Origin of the sequence: Candidatus Paralachnospira sp. LCP21S3_A2, assembly GCF_052118925.1 — a bacterium.
Lineage (GTDB): Bacteria > Bacillota > Clostridia > Lachnospirales > Lachnospiraceae > Lientehia.
This window is the reverse complement of sequence record NZ_JBQKGG010000001.1, coordinates 170,957-185,587: the sequence shown is the minus strand read 5'-3', so window position 1 is coordinate 185,587 and position 14,631 is coordinate 170,957. Positions and strand designations below refer to the sequence as shown.

The 14,631-nt window shown below is 47.5% G+C and carries 15 protein-coding genes; 10 read left to right on the top strand and 5 right to left on the bottom strand.

Annotated features, from left to right (window positions below):
• Positions 1-105: 105 nt before the first annotated feature.
• Genes ACTQ3K_RS00905 through rpsA form a run of 4 tightly spaced genes read left to right on the top strand, consistent with a single transcriptional unit; the run spans position 106 to position 3,997 of the window.
• On the top strand, positions 106-1,359 hold the full coding sequence (locus ACTQ3K_RS00905) for an NAD(P)/FAD-dependent oxidoreductase (protein ID WP_441564813.1): 1,254 nt from the start codon (positions 106-108) through the stop codon (positions 1,357-1,359).
• A gap of 29 nt (positions 1,360-1,388) precedes the next feature.
• Positions 1,389-2,060, top strand: coding sequence for a (d)CMP kinase (gene cmk, locus ACTQ3K_RS00900; RefSeq protein ID WP_441564812.1), 672 nt, complete (start codon positions 1,389-1,391; stop codon positions 2,058-2,060).
• A 10-nt stretch (positions 2,061-2,070) separates the two neighbouring features.
• Positions 2,071-2,934: a 4-hydroxy-3-methylbut-2-enyl diphosphate reductase gene (gene ispH / locus ACTQ3K_RS00895; protein ID WP_441564810.1), complete on the top strand. Its 864-nt coding sequence runs from the start codon at positions 2,071-2,073 to the stop codon at positions 2,932-2,934.
• Complete coding sequence (rpsA, locus tag ACTQ3K_RS00890) at positions 2,915-3,997, top strand: 30S ribosomal protein S1 (protein WP_441564808.1); 1,083 nt, start codon at positions 2,915-2,917, stop codon at positions 3,995-3,997. Before ispH ends, rpsA begins: the two co-directional genes overlap by 20 nt.
• A 109-nt stretch (positions 3,998-4,106) precedes the next feature.
• Here the strand turns inward: rpsA and ACTQ3K_RS00885 are convergent, their stop codons facing one another.
• From ACTQ3K_RS00885 to ACTQ3K_RS00875, 3 genes are read right to left on the bottom strand one after another with little or no spacing between them, the layout of a single operon-like run.
• Complete coding sequence (locus ACTQ3K_RS00885; RefSeq protein WP_441564806.1) at positions 4,107-5,024, bottom strand: TlpA family protein disulfide reductase; 918 nt, start codon at positions 5,022-5,024, stop codon at positions 4,107-4,109.
• Between the two features lie 33 nt (positions 5,025-5,057).
• Positions 5,058-5,972 carry a 4Fe-4S binding protein gene (locus ACTQ3K_RS00880; protein ID WP_441564804.1) on the bottom strand — a complete coding sequence of 305 codons (915 nt, stop codon included), beginning with the start codon at positions 5,970-5,972 and terminating at the stop codon, positions 5,058-5,060.
• Positions 5,965-6,105: a CD1871A family CXXC motif-containing protein gene (locus ACTQ3K_RS00875; protein ID WP_441564802.1), complete on the bottom strand. Its 141-nt coding sequence runs from the start codon at positions 6,103-6,105 to the stop codon at positions 5,965-5,967. Before ACTQ3K_RS00875 ends, ACTQ3K_RS00880 begins: the two co-directional genes overlap by 8 nt.
• Positions 6,106-6,197: 92 nt before the next feature.
• Between ACTQ3K_RS00875 and ACTQ3K_RS00870 the strand changes: the two genes are divergently transcribed.
• Together ACTQ3K_RS00870 and ACTQ3K_RS00865 are read left to right on the top strand one after the other, a co-directional pair.
• Positions 6,198-6,887, top strand: a complete 690-nt coding sequence (locus tag ACTQ3K_RS00870; protein WP_441564800.1) for a response regulator transcription factor — start codon at positions 6,198-6,200, stop codon at positions 6,885-6,887.
• A gap of 5 nt (positions 6,888-6,892) precedes the next feature.
• On the top strand, positions 6,893-8,038 hold the full coding sequence (locus tag ACTQ3K_RS00865; RefSeq protein WP_441565208.1) for a sensor histidine kinase: 1,146 nt from the start codon (positions 6,893-6,895) through the stop codon (positions 8,036-8,038).
• 80 nt (positions 8,039-8,118) lie between these two features.
• Here the strand turns inward: ACTQ3K_RS00865 and ACTQ3K_RS00860 are convergent, their stop codons facing one another.
• Positions 8,119-8,598, bottom strand: coding sequence for a hypothetical protein (locus ACTQ3K_RS00860; protein WP_441564798.1), 480 nt, complete (start codon positions 8,596-8,598; stop codon positions 8,119-8,121).
• 139 nt (positions 8,599-8,737) lie between these two features.
• A complete protein-coding gene (locus tag ACTQ3K_RS00855; protein ID WP_441564796.1) occupies positions 8,738-9,835 on the bottom strand; it encodes a ribonuclease H-like domain-containing protein in 1,098 nt (365 codons plus the stop codon).
• Between the two features lie 149 nt (positions 9,836-9,984).
• Here ACTQ3K_RS00855 and ruvA point away from each other — a divergent pair, with 149 nt between their 5' ends.
• The 4 genes from ruvA (at position 9,985) to ACTQ3K_RS00835 (ending at position 14,628) form a co-directional block, all read left to right on the top strand.
• On the top strand, positions 9,985-10,602 hold the full coding sequence (gene ruvA / locus ACTQ3K_RS00850) for a Holliday junction branch migration protein RuvA (protein ID WP_441564794.1): 618 nt from the start codon (positions 9,985-9,987) through the stop codon (positions 10,600-10,602).
• Between the two features lie 19 nt (positions 10,603-10,621).
• Positions 10,622-11,620 carry a Holliday junction branch migration DNA helicase RuvB gene (gene ruvB / locus ACTQ3K_RS00845; protein ID WP_441564792.1) on the top strand — a complete coding sequence of 333 codons (999 nt, stop codon included), beginning with the start codon at positions 10,622-10,624 and terminating at the stop codon, positions 11,618-11,620.
• A gap of 187 nt (positions 11,621-11,807) precedes the next feature.
• Positions 11,808-12,191, top strand: a complete 384-nt coding sequence (gene zapA, locus ACTQ3K_RS00840; protein WP_441564790.1) for a cell division protein ZapA — start codon at positions 11,808-11,810, stop codon at positions 12,189-12,191.
• A gap of 163 nt (positions 12,192-12,354) precedes the next feature.
• Complete coding sequence (locus tag ACTQ3K_RS00835; protein ID WP_441564788.1) at positions 12,355-14,628, top strand: peptidase U32 family protein; 2,274 nt, start codon at positions 12,355-12,357, stop codon at positions 14,626-14,628.
• The last annotated feature ends 3 nt before the right edge of the window (positions 14,629-14,631 follow it).

The window sequence follows — 14,631 nt, the reverse complement described above, 5'->3', positions numbered from 1 at the left end:
TGGAAGGAGCCATTCGGACGTCGGATGGCTCCTGTTCCATTTAAAGGATTTGACGCACAGCCGTTTTTGCCCTATAATGAAAAACGGTTATAAGGAGCGTGGAAGATGAAAAAGATCGTAGTGATCGGCGGAGGAGCCGCCGGAATGATGGCGGCGGCCGCGGCGGCAGGGCAGGAAACCCAGGTGATCCTTCTGGAGAAAAATGAAAAGCTTGGAAAGAAGCTGTTTATCACCGGAAAGGGACGGTGCAATGTGACAAACGACAGCGATGTGGAATCGCTGCTGGCTCATGTGGTGACAAACCGGAAATTTCTTTACAGTGCTTTTTATGGATTTTCCAGTGACGATACCAGGCACTTTTTTGAGGAACGTGGTCTGAAGCTGAAAACGGAACGCGGGAACCGTGTCTTTCCGGTATCGGATCATTCGTCCGATGTGATCGCCTGTCTGACGAAGGAACTGTCGAGAAAACAGGTGGAGGTACGGCTCCATGCCGAAGTAAAAGCACTTTTGACGGAGGCAGATCCGTCTGATCCGGCGAAAAAACGGGTGGCCGGAGTGAAGCTGACAGACGGATCAACCATAAGGGCAGATGCTGTCGTTGTGGCAACCGGAGGAAAATCGTATCCCTCCACCGGCTCTACCGGTGACGGATACCGGTTTGCAGAAAGCACCGGTCATACGGTGACAGAGCTTTCACCGGCGCTGGTTCCTTTTGAAGCGGCAGAACCCTTTGTGAAAGAATTGCAGGGGCTTTCCCTGCGGAATGTGGAGATCCGGATCTGTGACGGAAAGAAACAGCTCTATCAGGAGTTCGGTGAGATGCTGTTTACCCATTATGGAGTCAGCGGACCGGCAGTGTTAAGCGGAAGCAGTATGGTGGCAGGAAAGCTGAAAAAGAAACCGCTTACGCTTCATATTGACCTGAAACCGGCGCTGACAGCAGAACAGCTTGATCATCGGATCCTCCGGGATTTTGAGGAGGAAAAGAACCGGCAGTTCAAAAATTCTCTTGGCGGATTATATCCGGCAAAGCTGATTCCGGTCATGATTGCACGAAGCGGCATTGTGCCGGAAAAGAGGGTCAATGAGATTTCCAGGGAAGAACGTCAGCGTCTTGGCATGCTTACCAAGGATTTTACGGTAACTCTGACTTCTCTTCGGGATTACAATGAAGCAATCATTACGCAGGGCGGCGTAAGTGTTCGCCAGGTGGATCCGGCGACAATGGAATCCAAACTGGTTTCCGGCCTTTATTTTGCCGGAGAGGTTCTGGATCTGGATGCAGTAACCGGCGGCTATAACCTGCAGATCGCCTGGGCAACCGGCTGGGAAGCCGGACAGAGTGCAGGAAAATAAACGATCACGTTTTAAAGGAGAATACAGCTATGAGTATCAATATTGCCATTGACGGACCGGCGGGAGCCGGGAAAAGTACCATCGCCAAACGCGTGGCCGGAAAGCTGGGATATATCTATATCGACACCGGTGCCATGTACCGTGCGATGGGCCTGTACTTTTCCAGAAAGGGGATTGCACCGGAGAATGAAGCTGCAATCAGGAAACAGGTGAAGGAAGCAGATATTTCCATTGTCTATCAGGAAGGTGCCCAGCAGGTGTTGTTAAATGGAGAAAATGTTACGGCATATCTTCGGACGGAGGAGGCCGGAAATATGGCCTCTGCCACCTCCGGTTATCCCTGTGTGCGGGAAAAGCTGGTTGAGCTTCAGCGAAAGCTGGCGGCGGCCGAAAATGTAGTTATGGACGGCCGTGACATCGGAACCGTTGTACTTCCGGATGCCGATTTGAAAATCTATCTGACAGCCAGTGTGAAAACAAGGGCAAAAAGAAGATTTCTGGAATTGACAGGAAAGGGGATTCCCTGTAAGATAGAAGAAATTGAAAAAGATATTGAAGAGCGGGATTATCGGGATATGCACCGGGAATATTCTCCTCTTTGCCAGGCAGCAGATGCTGTTTACCTGGATTCCTCCGATCTGGACGTGGAGGATGTCACTGCAAAGATCCTGGAAGAATTAAAAAACAAACTAAAGGATTAAACGGAAAAAGATGAAAGTAGTAGTTGCAAAAACTGCCGGGTTTTGTTTTGGTGTGAAGCGTGCAGTGGATACCGTATACGATCAGGCAGAAGCGGCCCTGGCGGATCCGGGCCCTGGTCCGATCTATACCTATGGTCCCATTATCCATAATGAGGAGGTCGTAAGGGATCTGGAAGAAAAGGGCGTTCGCGTCATCGGAGAAGCGGATCTGGAAACGCTTCATCATGGGACTGTGATCATCCGTTCCCATGGTACGACACGGGAGGTCTGTGAAAAGCTGGAACGAGGGGGCTTTCGGATTGTGGATGCGACCTGTCCCTTTGTGAAAAAGATCCACAAGATCGTCAGTGAGGAATCGGAGAAGGGACGGACCATAGTGATCGTCGGAAACGCCTCTCACCCGGAGGTGGAGGGGATCCGCGGCTGGTGTCATGGCATCTCTTATGTGGTGGAGACACCGGAAGAAGCCGGGAAACTGAAATTCCCGGACGGCGCAAGGCTTTGTATCGTCTCGCAGACGACATTTAATTACAATAAATTTCAACTTCTTGTTGAAATAATATTGAAAAAGAGTTATGATAGTATTGTTGTGAATACTATATGCAGTGCTACCCATGAACGGCAGGCGGAAGCCAGAGAGCTCGCCTCCAAGGTTGATGTGATGCTTGTGATCGGCGGAAAGAACAGTTCTAATACACAGAAACTCTGTGAGATCTGCCGAAAGGAATGCAGCAATACTTATTACATTCAGACTGTCCGTGATATGCAGGAAGAATGGCTGGAGGGCAAACGAAGCGTAGGTATTACAGCAGGGGCATCAACCCCGAATCATATCATAGAGGAGGTTCATACCAATGTCAGAATTAAGTTTTGAGCAGATGCTTGAAGAATCATTGAAAACAATCAGAACAGGAGAGGTAGTCACTGGCACGGTTATCGGTGTTAAGGAAGATGAGATCATCTTAAATATAGGTTACAAGTCAGACGGCATCATCACAAAGAATGAGTACACCAATGATTCCTCTGTTGATCTTACTCAGGTTGTTCATGTTGGTGACGAGATGGAAGCCAAGGTTCTGAAAGTAAACGACGGAGAAGGCCAGGTGCTTCTTTCCTATAAGAGACTGGCTGTTGATCGCGGAAATAAGCGTCTGGAAGAGGCATTCAACAGCGGTGAAGTCCTGAAAGCCAAGGTTGTTCAGGTACTGGACGGTGGTTTAAGTGTAAATGTAGATGGTGCAAGAGTATTTATTCCTGCAAGTCTTGTATCGGATTCCTATGAGAGAAATCTGGAGAAGTATGCAGATCAGGAAATTGAATTCGTAATCACAGAGTTCAACCCCAGAAAGAGAAGAATTATCGGTAACCGTAAGCAGCTTCTGTTAGCAAAGAAGGCTGAGCTGCAGAAGGAGCTGTTCGAGCGTATCGAGGTTGGTCAGACGGTTGATGGTATTGTAAAGAATATCACCGACTTTGGTGCATTCATCGACCTGGGCGGTGCAGATGGTCTGCTTCATATTTCCGAGATGTCCTGGGGCCGTGTTGAGAATCCCAAGAAGGTATTCAAGGTTGGCGAAGAGATCCGCGCATTCATTAAGAACATTGATGGCGATAAGATTGCATTAAGCTTAAAGTTCCCCGAAGAGAACCCTTGGGTAAGAGCTGCTGAGAATTATGCCGTAGGCAATATCGTAAGCGGCCGCGTAGCAAGAATGACCGACTTTGGCGCATTCGTTGAGCTGGAGCCCGGAATTGACGCTCTGCTTCATGTATCCCAGATCTCCAGACAGCATGTAGAGAAGCCCTCCGATGTACTTTCCATCGGTCAAGAAATCGAAGCGAAGGTTGTTGATTTCAACGGCGAAGACAAGAAGATCAGCCTTAGCATGAAGGTTCTGGAAGCTCCTGCAGATGCAGAGGAAGAGACAGAAGAATAATTGAAATGGATTTGATTAAAAAAGACGGGAAGAAATTCCCGTCTTTTACAGTTATAGAAATTGTATGTCTGTAAGATGTTGCTGCGAACGTCAGGAAACACGAAGGAAACTATTTATTCACGCTGTCAGCCTCAATTACAGATTGGATCTGCTTCATCAAAGTATCGTAGTTCTCCTGATTATCAATTCCACCGAGCATAGGATCTCCCACAATATTGCCATTTCGATCGACTAAAATGGTTGTGGGAAAAGCCATAATATTGGAGGCATATTTACCTGCCTCGGAATCAGAGTCAATAGAAAGATTCCGGTATTTAACGCCCTGGCTTTCAAGGATAGCGGCGGCTTCTTTAATGGCAGCTTCGTTTCCATCGAAGGTTTCCGTATTGATACCTACAACTTCTCCGCCCATGGATTTGATGGTATCATTTAATTCGTTGAGCTTAGATAACTCAGCAACACAGGGCTTACATCCGGTAAACCAGAAATTCACAACGGTGACTGCATTTCCGGAAAACAGGCTTTCATCAACAGCGTTGCCGTTAAAATCCTGTCCGGAGAAATTTTTAAAGGGAGAAATATCTCCGGAATCATCTGTCGGGTCAGATGCATCGGAGGATGCATTTTTATTTTCGAGTTCTGTGATCTGTTCTTCGATTTTACGGATGGTTTCAATATCATTAATCAGAGTTTTATACTCATCATCTGTAAAAGCGTCCTTATTTGATTCAATGGTACCGGCAAGGAAATCAGCATAATTTCCGTTTGGATCAATGGTGCCTTTATTTGTCATACCGAACGCTTTATTCCATACATCTTCATGTTCAGCGAAAAGCTGATTCTCCTGCTGGTATAAATCATCGAGTGCAGAATCGGAAGTCCCTGCAGACTGCTCGGTCTCTGATGCCGTTGTTGTATTTGGCGTATTTGTTGTTTCGGTGGCTTTTTTTTCGTTTCCGCCGCATGAAGCAAGCAATAACGCGATACAGAAGGTAAAAATTGTGAGAATGGTGTTTCTTTTTTTCATGATGACATGCTCCTTTAAATAATAGTATTAAGATTAATGGTTACCAATTGATTCCTGCCGGTTTTTGGTGTCTGGTTTTTCTCCTGTTTTTCCCATAAACTGGTAGTGGATTGCGTCTGTGGGACAAGTCTTTATGCAGGCGCCGCATCGGATACATTCCAGATGATTTGGCGTCTTTCGCACATCAACATCCATTTTGCATACCTTTGAACACTGATTACATCCGACACATTTATGATGTTCAACCTTGATGCTTAAAAAAGATATCTTATTAAACAGGGAATAAATGGCACCAAGAGGACAAATCCATTTGCAGAAGGGTCTGTAGAATAAAATGCTTAAGATGATAACCGTGATCAAAATAAGACATTTGAAGGAAAACAGCTTTCCTAATGCAGAAACGATGGCTGTGTTTCTGAGCGACAGCGGTATCGCCCCTTCTAAAACTCCCTGCGGACAAAGGTATTTGCAGAAAAACGGATCGCCCATTCCTATGGAATTCGTTACAAGCATCGGCAGAAGGATAACGAAAACAATAAGGATGACATATTTCAGGTATCTCAGCGGTTTAAGTCTGGCTGTGGAAAATTTCTTCCCGGGGATTTTATGAAGCAAATCCTGAAACCATCCAAACGGACACAAAAATCCACATATAAATCTCCCCAGTGTTACGCCAAGTAAAATGAAAAAGCCGGTTATGTAGTATGAAAATTTAAACCTGGATGAACCGACGACGGCCTGAAAAGCGCCGATGGGACATGCTCCCGTTGCAGCAGGACAGGAATAGCAGTTCAGTCCCGGGACACAGACGGTTTTAGCGTTACCCTGATATATTTTTCCTTTAAAGAAATTTGGAATATGGATATTGGTAAGCAGCGTGGCGGCAGCCTGTATCCATCCACGTATGTTAGCTGTTTTTTTTGATCGTATCGTTGTTTTTTTATCCAATTCCCACACACTCCAGACATAATTTTATTGCTTTACCAAGCACGGTAGCAGCTTCCCCTCTGATTGCTCCATAGCCAATCATGGCGATGCCTGCGATGAGCAAAACAAATTGCACGATGTTTCTGCATTTCAAGATCTCATAACTCCCTTCCTTTTTGGTATTTGATTGACCGGCTGACGTTTATATTATACAATAGTTGCTGTAAAATCTTTGTTAAGGAAAAGATGAAAATTTTGAGATTATTAATAGTGGAAGATGAGAAAAAACTGTGTGATACAGTCGCCAGACATCTATATGATGCGGGGTATGAGGTAGATACCTGTTATGATGGTGAAGAGGCTCTTGAATATATCCTGACAGAGAATTATGATCTGATCGTTCTTGATCTGAATCTGCCCGGTATGGATGGTATGGATATTTTAAGGGAACTCCGGCAGAAAAATGAGGATACGAAGGTTCTTATATTATCAGCAAGAAGTCAGATAGCCGATAAGGTCGAGGGCCTGGATGCCGGGGCAAATGATTATATGGAAAAGCCTTTTCATTTGCAGGAGCTTGAAGCACGGATCAGAAGTCTTACAAGACGCAGATTTGTACAGAGGGATGTCTGTCTGACTGCCGGAGAGATAAGGTTTGATACGAGAAAGCGTGAGGCGTATGCAAAAGAAGAACATGTGCATTTAACCAGAAAGGAAAATGGGATTCTGGAATATCTGCTTCTTAACCAGGGAAGACCAATTAGCCAGGAAGAGCTGATGGAGCATGTATGGGACGCATCTGTGGACAGCTTCAGCGGAGCCATCAGGGTACATATGTCTTCTCTTAGAAAAAAACTGAAGGCAGTACTTGGATATGATCCAATCGTCAATAAGGTTGGGGAAGGCTATAAGCTGCGAGAGGAATCGGAACAATGAGAAAAATGAGAAAACTGTCGCTCCAGTGGAGGATTACGATTATAACCACATTGTTTATTGCAGTCATCTGCGGGTGTCTTACCATGTTTGTCTACAAGAATGGTGTGCATTATATTGATTTGCTGCAGGATACGGTTGATGCCAAAAGTGATGAGGATCATGGTAAGGAGCCGGATGAGATCTATATTAATATTCCCGATGATAAGTGGAACGATTTTGCAAAAGATTTTTCCATTCAGGTTTACAACAACAAGGCTGATTATAAAAGAAGAAGTCTGATGTTTTCAACGCTTCTGGCACTTCTGGGAGGTGTTGTTACTTATTATATAATCGGTCATGCACTGAAACCGCTCAAAAAGTTTTCAGATAAAATTGAGAAAGTGCAGGTACAAAATCTGGCTGATTCGAGGATCGAAGAAAATGACGTTAAGGAATTGAACCAGCTCAGTGTTTCGTATAATAAGATGCTGGAACGTCTCTCAGAAGCGTTTGAGGCGCAGAGACAATTTACTGCAAACGCAGCACATGAGCTTCGTACACCCTTGTCCCTGATGCAGGTACAGCTCGATTTATATAATTCGACCGGACATCCGGGCAATGATGAATGCGCGGAACAGACAATCACTATGATCACGGAGCAGAATGAAAGACTCAGTAAAATGGTAAAGACTCTTTTAGATATGAGTGAGCTTCAAAGCGTGGTACGTGATGAAAAAATCATGGTTGATGCACTTGTTGAAGAGGTTTTCGCAGATCTGGAACCGCTTGCCATGGAAAAGAATATCAAACTGATCGGAAAATGCAGGCATGTGACGATGATGGGAAGCGATATTCTTATTTACAGACTGGTATATAATCTTGTTGAAAATGCGATAAAATATAACCATGCGGGAGGACAGGTTACCGTAACGGTATATCAGAAAGAAAAACATACCTGTCTTTCCGTAGAGGATACAGGAAGCGGAATTCCGGAGGAGCTCAGGGAGCGGGTATTTGAGCCATTCTTTCGTGTGGATAAATCCAGAAGCCGGGAGCTTGGCGGGGTAGGGCTTGGTCTTGCTTTGGTTCATGAAATCGTGCGGGTACATGATGGCATGATCACGGTTAAGAACAATCCATCAGGAGGAACGGTTTTTGAAGTGAGGTTCTAAGCGTTTTACAGGAACCGAGCTCTGGACACCGGAAAGTGTGGCATTCTGCTCCAAAGCAGACAACACAATGAATGAGTCTGTCACCCTAAGATTTCCCGGTATTCTTCCATGAGATCCTTTGCTGCAGGGCTGCACACCACCGAGCCGCGTTCCAGATCGAACGCCGCAATCCTTGCCTGGCAATAGCCGCTTCGGTAATATCCGTATCCCTTGTAATAACGGAAATGCCGGATTGCCCGGCATACATCGTTAGACAGCTTCCGCTCACTGATGAATACCCCGGTTACGTAGGTGTAGATATGATTCAGGCCGGGGGAGGATTTTCCACGACGGATCAGCCATGGTTCGATATAGGTGGTAAGCTGCTCGCGAAAGCGGAGAAGATCCGTTTTAGATAAGGTTAAGGTACTGCGGATAAAGGCATGTTCGGTACAGTCAAACTGACTGTAATGCGCATAGGTATCATAAATTGTCCCATCCAGATGGTAGGGACAAAACAGTTCGTGGTTTCTGGAATAATATTCTAATAGTCTCTGATGGAGACCTGCAGCATCTAACATTAATCAAACACTCCTAATGAATCGTTTTCATTATGCAAAAAGTCTCTGTTCCGCACAGGAGCCCCAAATGCTTCAGAGGCGGAAAGAGACTTGAGATGTTCAGTTCATAAAGTCATAAGGTCGAACGTTATCTATAATATCATGAAAACGGCAGCTTCGCAAGAAGAATCGTCTGGAAAAGAGTGGTATTTTCTCCGATCCCAGGCGTGTATTCCAGATATGCAGGCTTTTTTTTGTATTCCCGATAAAACAGGGGCGGAAGAGATCCAGATAAATCAGGAATCGGGAAAAAGACGCCGGTCCGGTTCTGATAACAGGTCTTTGCAGTTGCCTTTTTTTTATGGGCAGGATCCACAAAGACGGCGACACTTTTATGGATCGCCTGATCCTCCTCCGGCAGATAATAATAATTCTTGTAATCCGGGAAAAAATAGCGGAGCGTCATATGCTCCAGCGGCAGGCGGAGAATGAGGCGGTTTTTCCGGCAGGAAATCCGGAGTTCGTCTGCGTCGTAAGTAAAGGGAACCGGGAGTGTTATGCTTGGATGCTCAAAGGTCAAAAAAAGCTCCTGCTCCGTGCTTCCGGAAAGCGTGAGATATTCCTGAACCTGTTCGGAACAGAGGCTAAATGGACCGGAAAAAAAGTCTTTATAATGAAATAGGGTAAAAAGCTCTGGAAGTCCCATAATATCTTCGGCATTATGAAGAAGCAGCGCATCATAAAACCGTTTTTCACCGGTTTGAAGATAATCCCAGTAAAACCGGATCAATTCTCCGCCGTTATAGGGATCCTCCCTGCCGGTTCCGAGAAAGGTCTCCAGCGTTTTTTGCTTACAGTCGGAAAGACCGAGAAGCTGTTTCATCGGGCGCAGCTTCCGATATAGATCAAAGCTTTCCGGTTCTCTGGAGGGAAGCGTCAGGCGATGCTTTGATGCACGCTCTTTCAGAAACGGAAGATCGAAGGTCGTACCGTTAAAATGGATCAGCATGGAAAAACGGGAGGCAAACAGGAAAAAATGCAGGAGGACTTCTTTTTCAGCCTCAGTGCTGTCGCTGAACCACTGGCGCAGGTGCCAGCCGCCGTCGCGGAAATAGACGCAGCCGATCAGATAGACCATATCCCGTTTCGCAGAAAGCCCGGTGGTCTCAATATCAAAAAACAGAAGGCGTTCCGGATCCATCAGTCTGTTTAAATCATATGGACAAGTATAGTTATAATCTTTTGTAATCGTAATCATGGATTCATTATAAAACGCTAAAACCGTTCTGTCAAGAAAATAGAACGTATGTTTGAATAGGGTTGATTTTATAGAGAATCTGTATTATACTAAGAAATCATTATCCAGTGTCAACGAAGCTCAGTTTTAGTTTAGAAAGGATCGAGACTATGATTTCATATATCAAAGGCCGTCTTCTTGAACGTTATGAGGACAGTATCATTCTGGAAAACAATGGGATCGGTTATCAGATCCAGGTTCCGGTATCTTTTTTGTCGCATGTGCGGACGGGAGAGGAGCTTCAGGTTTATACATATCTTTATGTCCGCGAGGACGCTCTGAATCTGTACGGTTTTCAGAGCCGGGAGGATCTGGAGGTCTTCCGCCTGCTGATCGGGGTGAGCGGAATCGGTCCAAAAGGGGCGCTTGGAATCCTGTCGGTGATTCAGCCGGATGATCTGCGGTTTGCGGTTCTGGCGGAGGATGCGAAAGCCATCTCGGCCGCGCCGGGAATCGGACTGAAAACAGCAAGAAAGCTGATCCTGGAATTGAAGGATAAATTCAGTCTGGAGGACGCCTTTGAGCTGAAAAGCGCCCATGAGGCAGCGCTTGGTACAGCCGGAAACAGCGAGTACGAGGATAAGAAGTCGGAAACCGTTCAGGCACTGGCTGCGCTGGGCTATCGTGCATCGGAAGCCATGAAGGCGGTCAATCGCGTGCCGGACGGCGAGACACTCAGTGTCGAAGCGCTGTTAAAGGCAGCATTAAAGCAGATGGCTTTGTTATAAGAGCGGGAAGGAACAGCAGATGGAAAAGCGGATTATCAATACCGAATTTACCAGGGAGGATATGGGAATCGAGAATCATCTCCGTCCGCAGACCCTGGATGAATATATCGGACAGGAAAAAGCAAAGGAAATGCTCCGGGTTTATATTGATGCGGCAAGATCACGGGGAGAGGCGCTGGATCATGTGCTGTTTTACGGTCCTCCCGGACTGGGAAAAACAACACTGGCGGGAATCCTTGCCAATGAGATGGGATCGGAGTTAAAGATCACGGCAGGACCGGCCATTGAAAAGCCGGGTGAGATGGCGGCTATCTTAAATAATTTAAACGATGGAGATATTTTATTCGTAGATGAGATCCACAGGCTGAACCGCCAGGTAGAAGAGGTCCTTTATCCGGCTATGGAGGATTATGCTATTGATATTGTGATCGGGAAGGGAGCTTCGGCCAGGTCGATCCGACTGGATCTTCCCCATTTCACCTTAGTCGGTGCAACGACCAGAGCCGGTCTTCTGACGGCACCTCTGCGGGACCGGTTCGGCGTAGTCCATCATCTGGAATTTTATACGGAGGATGAGCTTCTGACCATTATTCTCCGGTCAGCCAGAGTCTTAAATGTGGGAATTGAGGAGGCCGGCGCAAGACAGATTGCCTCCCGCTCCAGAGGAACGCCGAGACTGGCCAACCGTCTGTTAAAACGAGTGAGAGATTTTGCCCAGGTGCGCCATGATGGTGTGATCACCGAAGCAGTCGCTGCAGAAGCACTGGATCTTCTTGATGTGGATAAAATGGGACTGGATGCCACCGATCGGCGGATCCTTTTGACCGTGATCGAAAAGTTTGGCGGCGGACCGGTGGGACTGGAGACCCTGGCCGCGGCCCTTTCCGAGGATGTGGGCACACTGGAAGATGTTTATGAGCCGTATCTGTTAAAGAACGGCTTGCTGAACCGGACGCCAAGAGGACGTATGGCGACGGAGCTGGCTTACCATCATCTCGGCCTGGCGTCCCCGTTCTGATCATCGGAATGTCGGTATTTCTTCACGTTCTACGGCCAGGGCAGACCTGGGCTGCAGATGTATGTGCCGGCTGGCTGATCCGGGGAATCTGCGAAAGATCTCTCTCTTTTCAGTTGTCTTTTAGGAGTTTACCCTTTATAATAAAAAGAAAGATCGGCACAGGCCGAGAACATGAGGAGAAAACGGAATGGATTCCAGGAATTATACAGATGTGATCATTGCCGGAAAAGTCTATACGCTGGGCGGCTATGAAAGTGAAGAATATCTGCAAAGGATCGCCGGATATCTGAACGGAAAGAACAGCGAGCTTCGTAAGATCGATGGCTTTCTGCGCCAGACACCGGATTATCAGAATATTTTAATGCAGCTTAACGTGGCGGACGATTATTTTAAGGCAGCAGAAGAGCTGGCAGAGGTGAAGGAAACCGCAGAGGCACAGGAAAAAGAGCTGTATGCACTGAAGCACCAGCTTGTCACGGTTCAGATGAAGCTGGAAAAGCTCCGCAGTAAAATGGATCAGATTGAAGAAGCCAGTCGAGGGAACCATACGGACGGAACCAATACAGACTGAAACGAAGGATACACGGGAATGGGGCAGCAGGCAGCGCAGCCCCGTTTTCTATGTTTCATGGAAAAATCCGTCCGGTGAAACGAAAAGCGCTCCACCGGAGCCGCACTGTGGCGGAAGGGGAGGAAATGTTTCAGAGAAGCTCAGAATGGTGAGGGAGAACGGAATGGTGGAACACAAAAAAAATATGCGAAAACAGGAGATTGAAGTGCTGGCGCCGGCAGGTTCCTTTGAAAGCCTGAAGGCAGCCGTGAATGCCGGTGCGGATGCCGTCTATATGGGCGGAGCCCGGTTCGGAGCCCGCGCTTATGCAGAAAGCACCGGACAGGATATGCTGCTTCCGTCTCTGGACTATGTCCATCTTCATGGCCGGAAGCTGTATCTGACTGTCAATACTTTGTTAAAGGAAACGGAGATGGAGCGGGAGCTGTATGATTATCTTCTTCCCGCGTATGAGGCGGGAGTGGATGCACTGATCATTCAGGATCTTGGTGTCTGGAATTTTGTACGGAGGGAATTTCCAAAGTTCCGGCTTCATGCCAGCACTCAGATGACCATTACCGGTGTAAACGGAGCGCAGACAGCAAAGCGTCTTGGTGCAGACCGGATTGTGACGGCCAGAGAGCTTTCCATTGCAGAGATTAAAAAGATCCATGACGCGGTCAATGTGGAGATTGAAACCTTTGTTCATGGAGCGCTTTGTTACTGTTATTCCGGACAGTGTCTGTTCAGCAGCATGATTGGCGGCCGAAGCGGAAATCGCGGACGTTGTGCCCAGCCCTGCAGACTGCCCTTTGCGTTACTGGAAAACGGAAAAAAGAAGCATCTGCGGGAAGGCGATTACCTTCTGAATCTGAAGGATCTTTGCGGGCTGGATTCCCTTGGTGAGCTTCTGGATGCCGGAGTCTGTTCCCTGAAGATCGAGGGGCGTATGAAAAGCCCCCGCTATACGGCAGGTGTCACAAGTGTGTACCGCCGTTATGTGGATCAGTATCAGCAGGCAGGGAGCAAGGGGTTAAAGGCTGACCTTTCCGACCGGGAATTCCTTCTGGAGCTGTTTGACCGGGGCGGTTTTTCCGATGGCTATTTCCATACTCATAACGGGAAATCCATGGTGGCGCTTCCGGAAAAACCGACGTTTCGCCAGATTGATGAAGCGCGGATGACGGCCTTGGATAAGGCTTATGTCGAAAAAGAAATCAAAGAAAAAATCAAGGGAACCTTAATCTTTTCCAAAGATTTTCCTGTTAAACTGTCTTTAAGCTGTAACGGTATTCCAATCGAACAGACAGGACCGGTGGTTCTTGCGGCAAAGAACCGGCCTATGACCGAAGCGGATCTGGAAAAGCAGATGAGAAAGCTGGGAGGCACGCCCTTTGATCTGGAAGAACTGCAGGTTATCACCGATGGAACGGGATTTCTTCCGGTGGGGGCTCTGAACGAGCTGCGCCGTGCTGCCGTGGAGAAGCTGACGGAAGCACTGTTAAGCCCGTATCGCAGGAAACAGGAAGAAACAGACCAGAATGAGAATCAATCTCATCGGGAGGCTCTGGCTGAAACGCAGGAGACGGACAGTTTCCAACGTGAAGACCGGCAGAACCGGGAAGCACAGTCTCCCCGTATTCCCCGCCTTTCGGTTCTCTGTGATACGGAGGAACAGGTTCTGGCGGCCCTTTCCTTCCGTTCTGTTTCGAGGATCTATGTATCGCTGGAGCAGATTGGCTGGGATCGGTTCCAGGCGCTTTCAGAAGCCTGCCACAGGGCCGGAAAGGAATATGTTCCGGCGCTTCCAAAGATCTGCCGCAGTGATACAGAAAAACTTCTCATGGAAAACCGTGAAAAATGGCTGACGCCGGAGACAGACGGGCTTCTGGTGCGGGTGATCGATGAAATTCCACTGATCCATGCATCGGAGATCAGCAGAGCGGACTGGTGCTGTATCGCCGATCATTCCCTCTATACCTTCAATCAGGAAGCACGCACGGTTTATCGTGATTTTGGCTTTTCTTCCGATACAGCTCCCATCGAGCTTAATGAGCGGGAATTGAAGGCAAGGGGGCTATCAGGAAGCGAGCTGATCGTGTACGGACGGCTGCCCATGATGGTATCGGCCCAGTGTCTGAAAAAGACCGGCGGGCAGTGCCGGAAGCAGCCGGGCCTTACGATGCTTACGGACCGGAAAAACAAGCATTTTCCGGTAAAAAATTTCTGCCGGTTCTGCTATAATGTGATCTATAACAGTGAACCGCTGTGGCTGGCGGATCAGATGGAATCACTTCTGGAACTCGGTCCGGAGCTTCTGAGACTTCAGCTTACAACGGAAACACGTTCCGAAGCCTGTGCGGTGATCGGAGCGTATGAAACTGCCCTTTACGGGGAACAACCGGAATATCAGCCGTCTGCATGGACGAGAGGCCATTTCAGACGGGGAGTGGAGTAGGTG

Coding starts and splice junctions, on each gene's coding strand:
- ACTQ3K_RS00905 (WP_441564813.1), top strand. CDS start 106: ATGAAAAAGATCGTAGTGATCGGCGGAGGAGCCGCCGGAATGATGGCG.
- cmk (WP_441564812.1), top strand. CDS start 1,389: ATGAGTATCAATATTGCCATTGACGGACCGGCGGGAGCCGGGAAAAGT.
- ispH (WP_441564810.1), top strand. CDS start 2,071: ATGAAAGTAGTAGTTGCAAAAACTGCCGGGTTTTGTTTTGGTGTGAAG.
- rpsA (WP_441564808.1), top strand. CDS start 2,915: ATGTCAGAATTAAGTTTTGAGCAGATGCTTGAAGAATCATTGAAAACA.
- ACTQ3K_RS00885 (WP_441564806.1), bottom strand. CDS start 5,024: ATGAAAAAAAGAAACACCATTCTCACAATTTTTACCTTCTGTATCGCG.
- ACTQ3K_RS00870 (WP_441564800.1), top strand. CDS start 6,198: ATGAAAATTTTGAGATTATTAATAGTGGAAGATGAGAAAAAACTGTGT.
- ACTQ3K_RS00865 (WP_441565208.1), top strand. CDS start 6,893: ATGAGAAAACTGTCGCTCCAGTGGAGGATTACGATTATAACCACATTG.
- ACTQ3K_RS00860 (WP_441564798.1), bottom strand. CDS start 8,598: ATGTTAGATGCTGCAGGTCTCCATCAGAGACTATTAGAATATTATTCC.
- ACTQ3K_RS00855 (WP_441564796.1), bottom strand. CDS start 9,835: ATGATTACGATTACAAAAGATTATAACTATACTTGTCCATATGATTTA.
- ruvA (WP_441564794.1), top strand. CDS start 9,985: ATGATTTCATATATCAAAGGCCGTCTTCTTGAACGTTATGAGGACAGT.
- ruvB (WP_441564792.1), top strand. CDS start 10,622: ATGGAAAAGCGGATTATCAATACCGAATTTACCAGGGAGGATATGGGA.
- zapA (WP_441564790.1), top strand. CDS start 11,808: ATGGATTCCAGGAATTATACAGATGTGATCATTGCCGGAAAAGTCTAT.
- ACTQ3K_RS00835 (WP_441564788.1), top strand. CDS start 12,355: ATGGTGGAACACAAAAAAAATATGCGAAAACAGGAGATTGAAGTGCTG.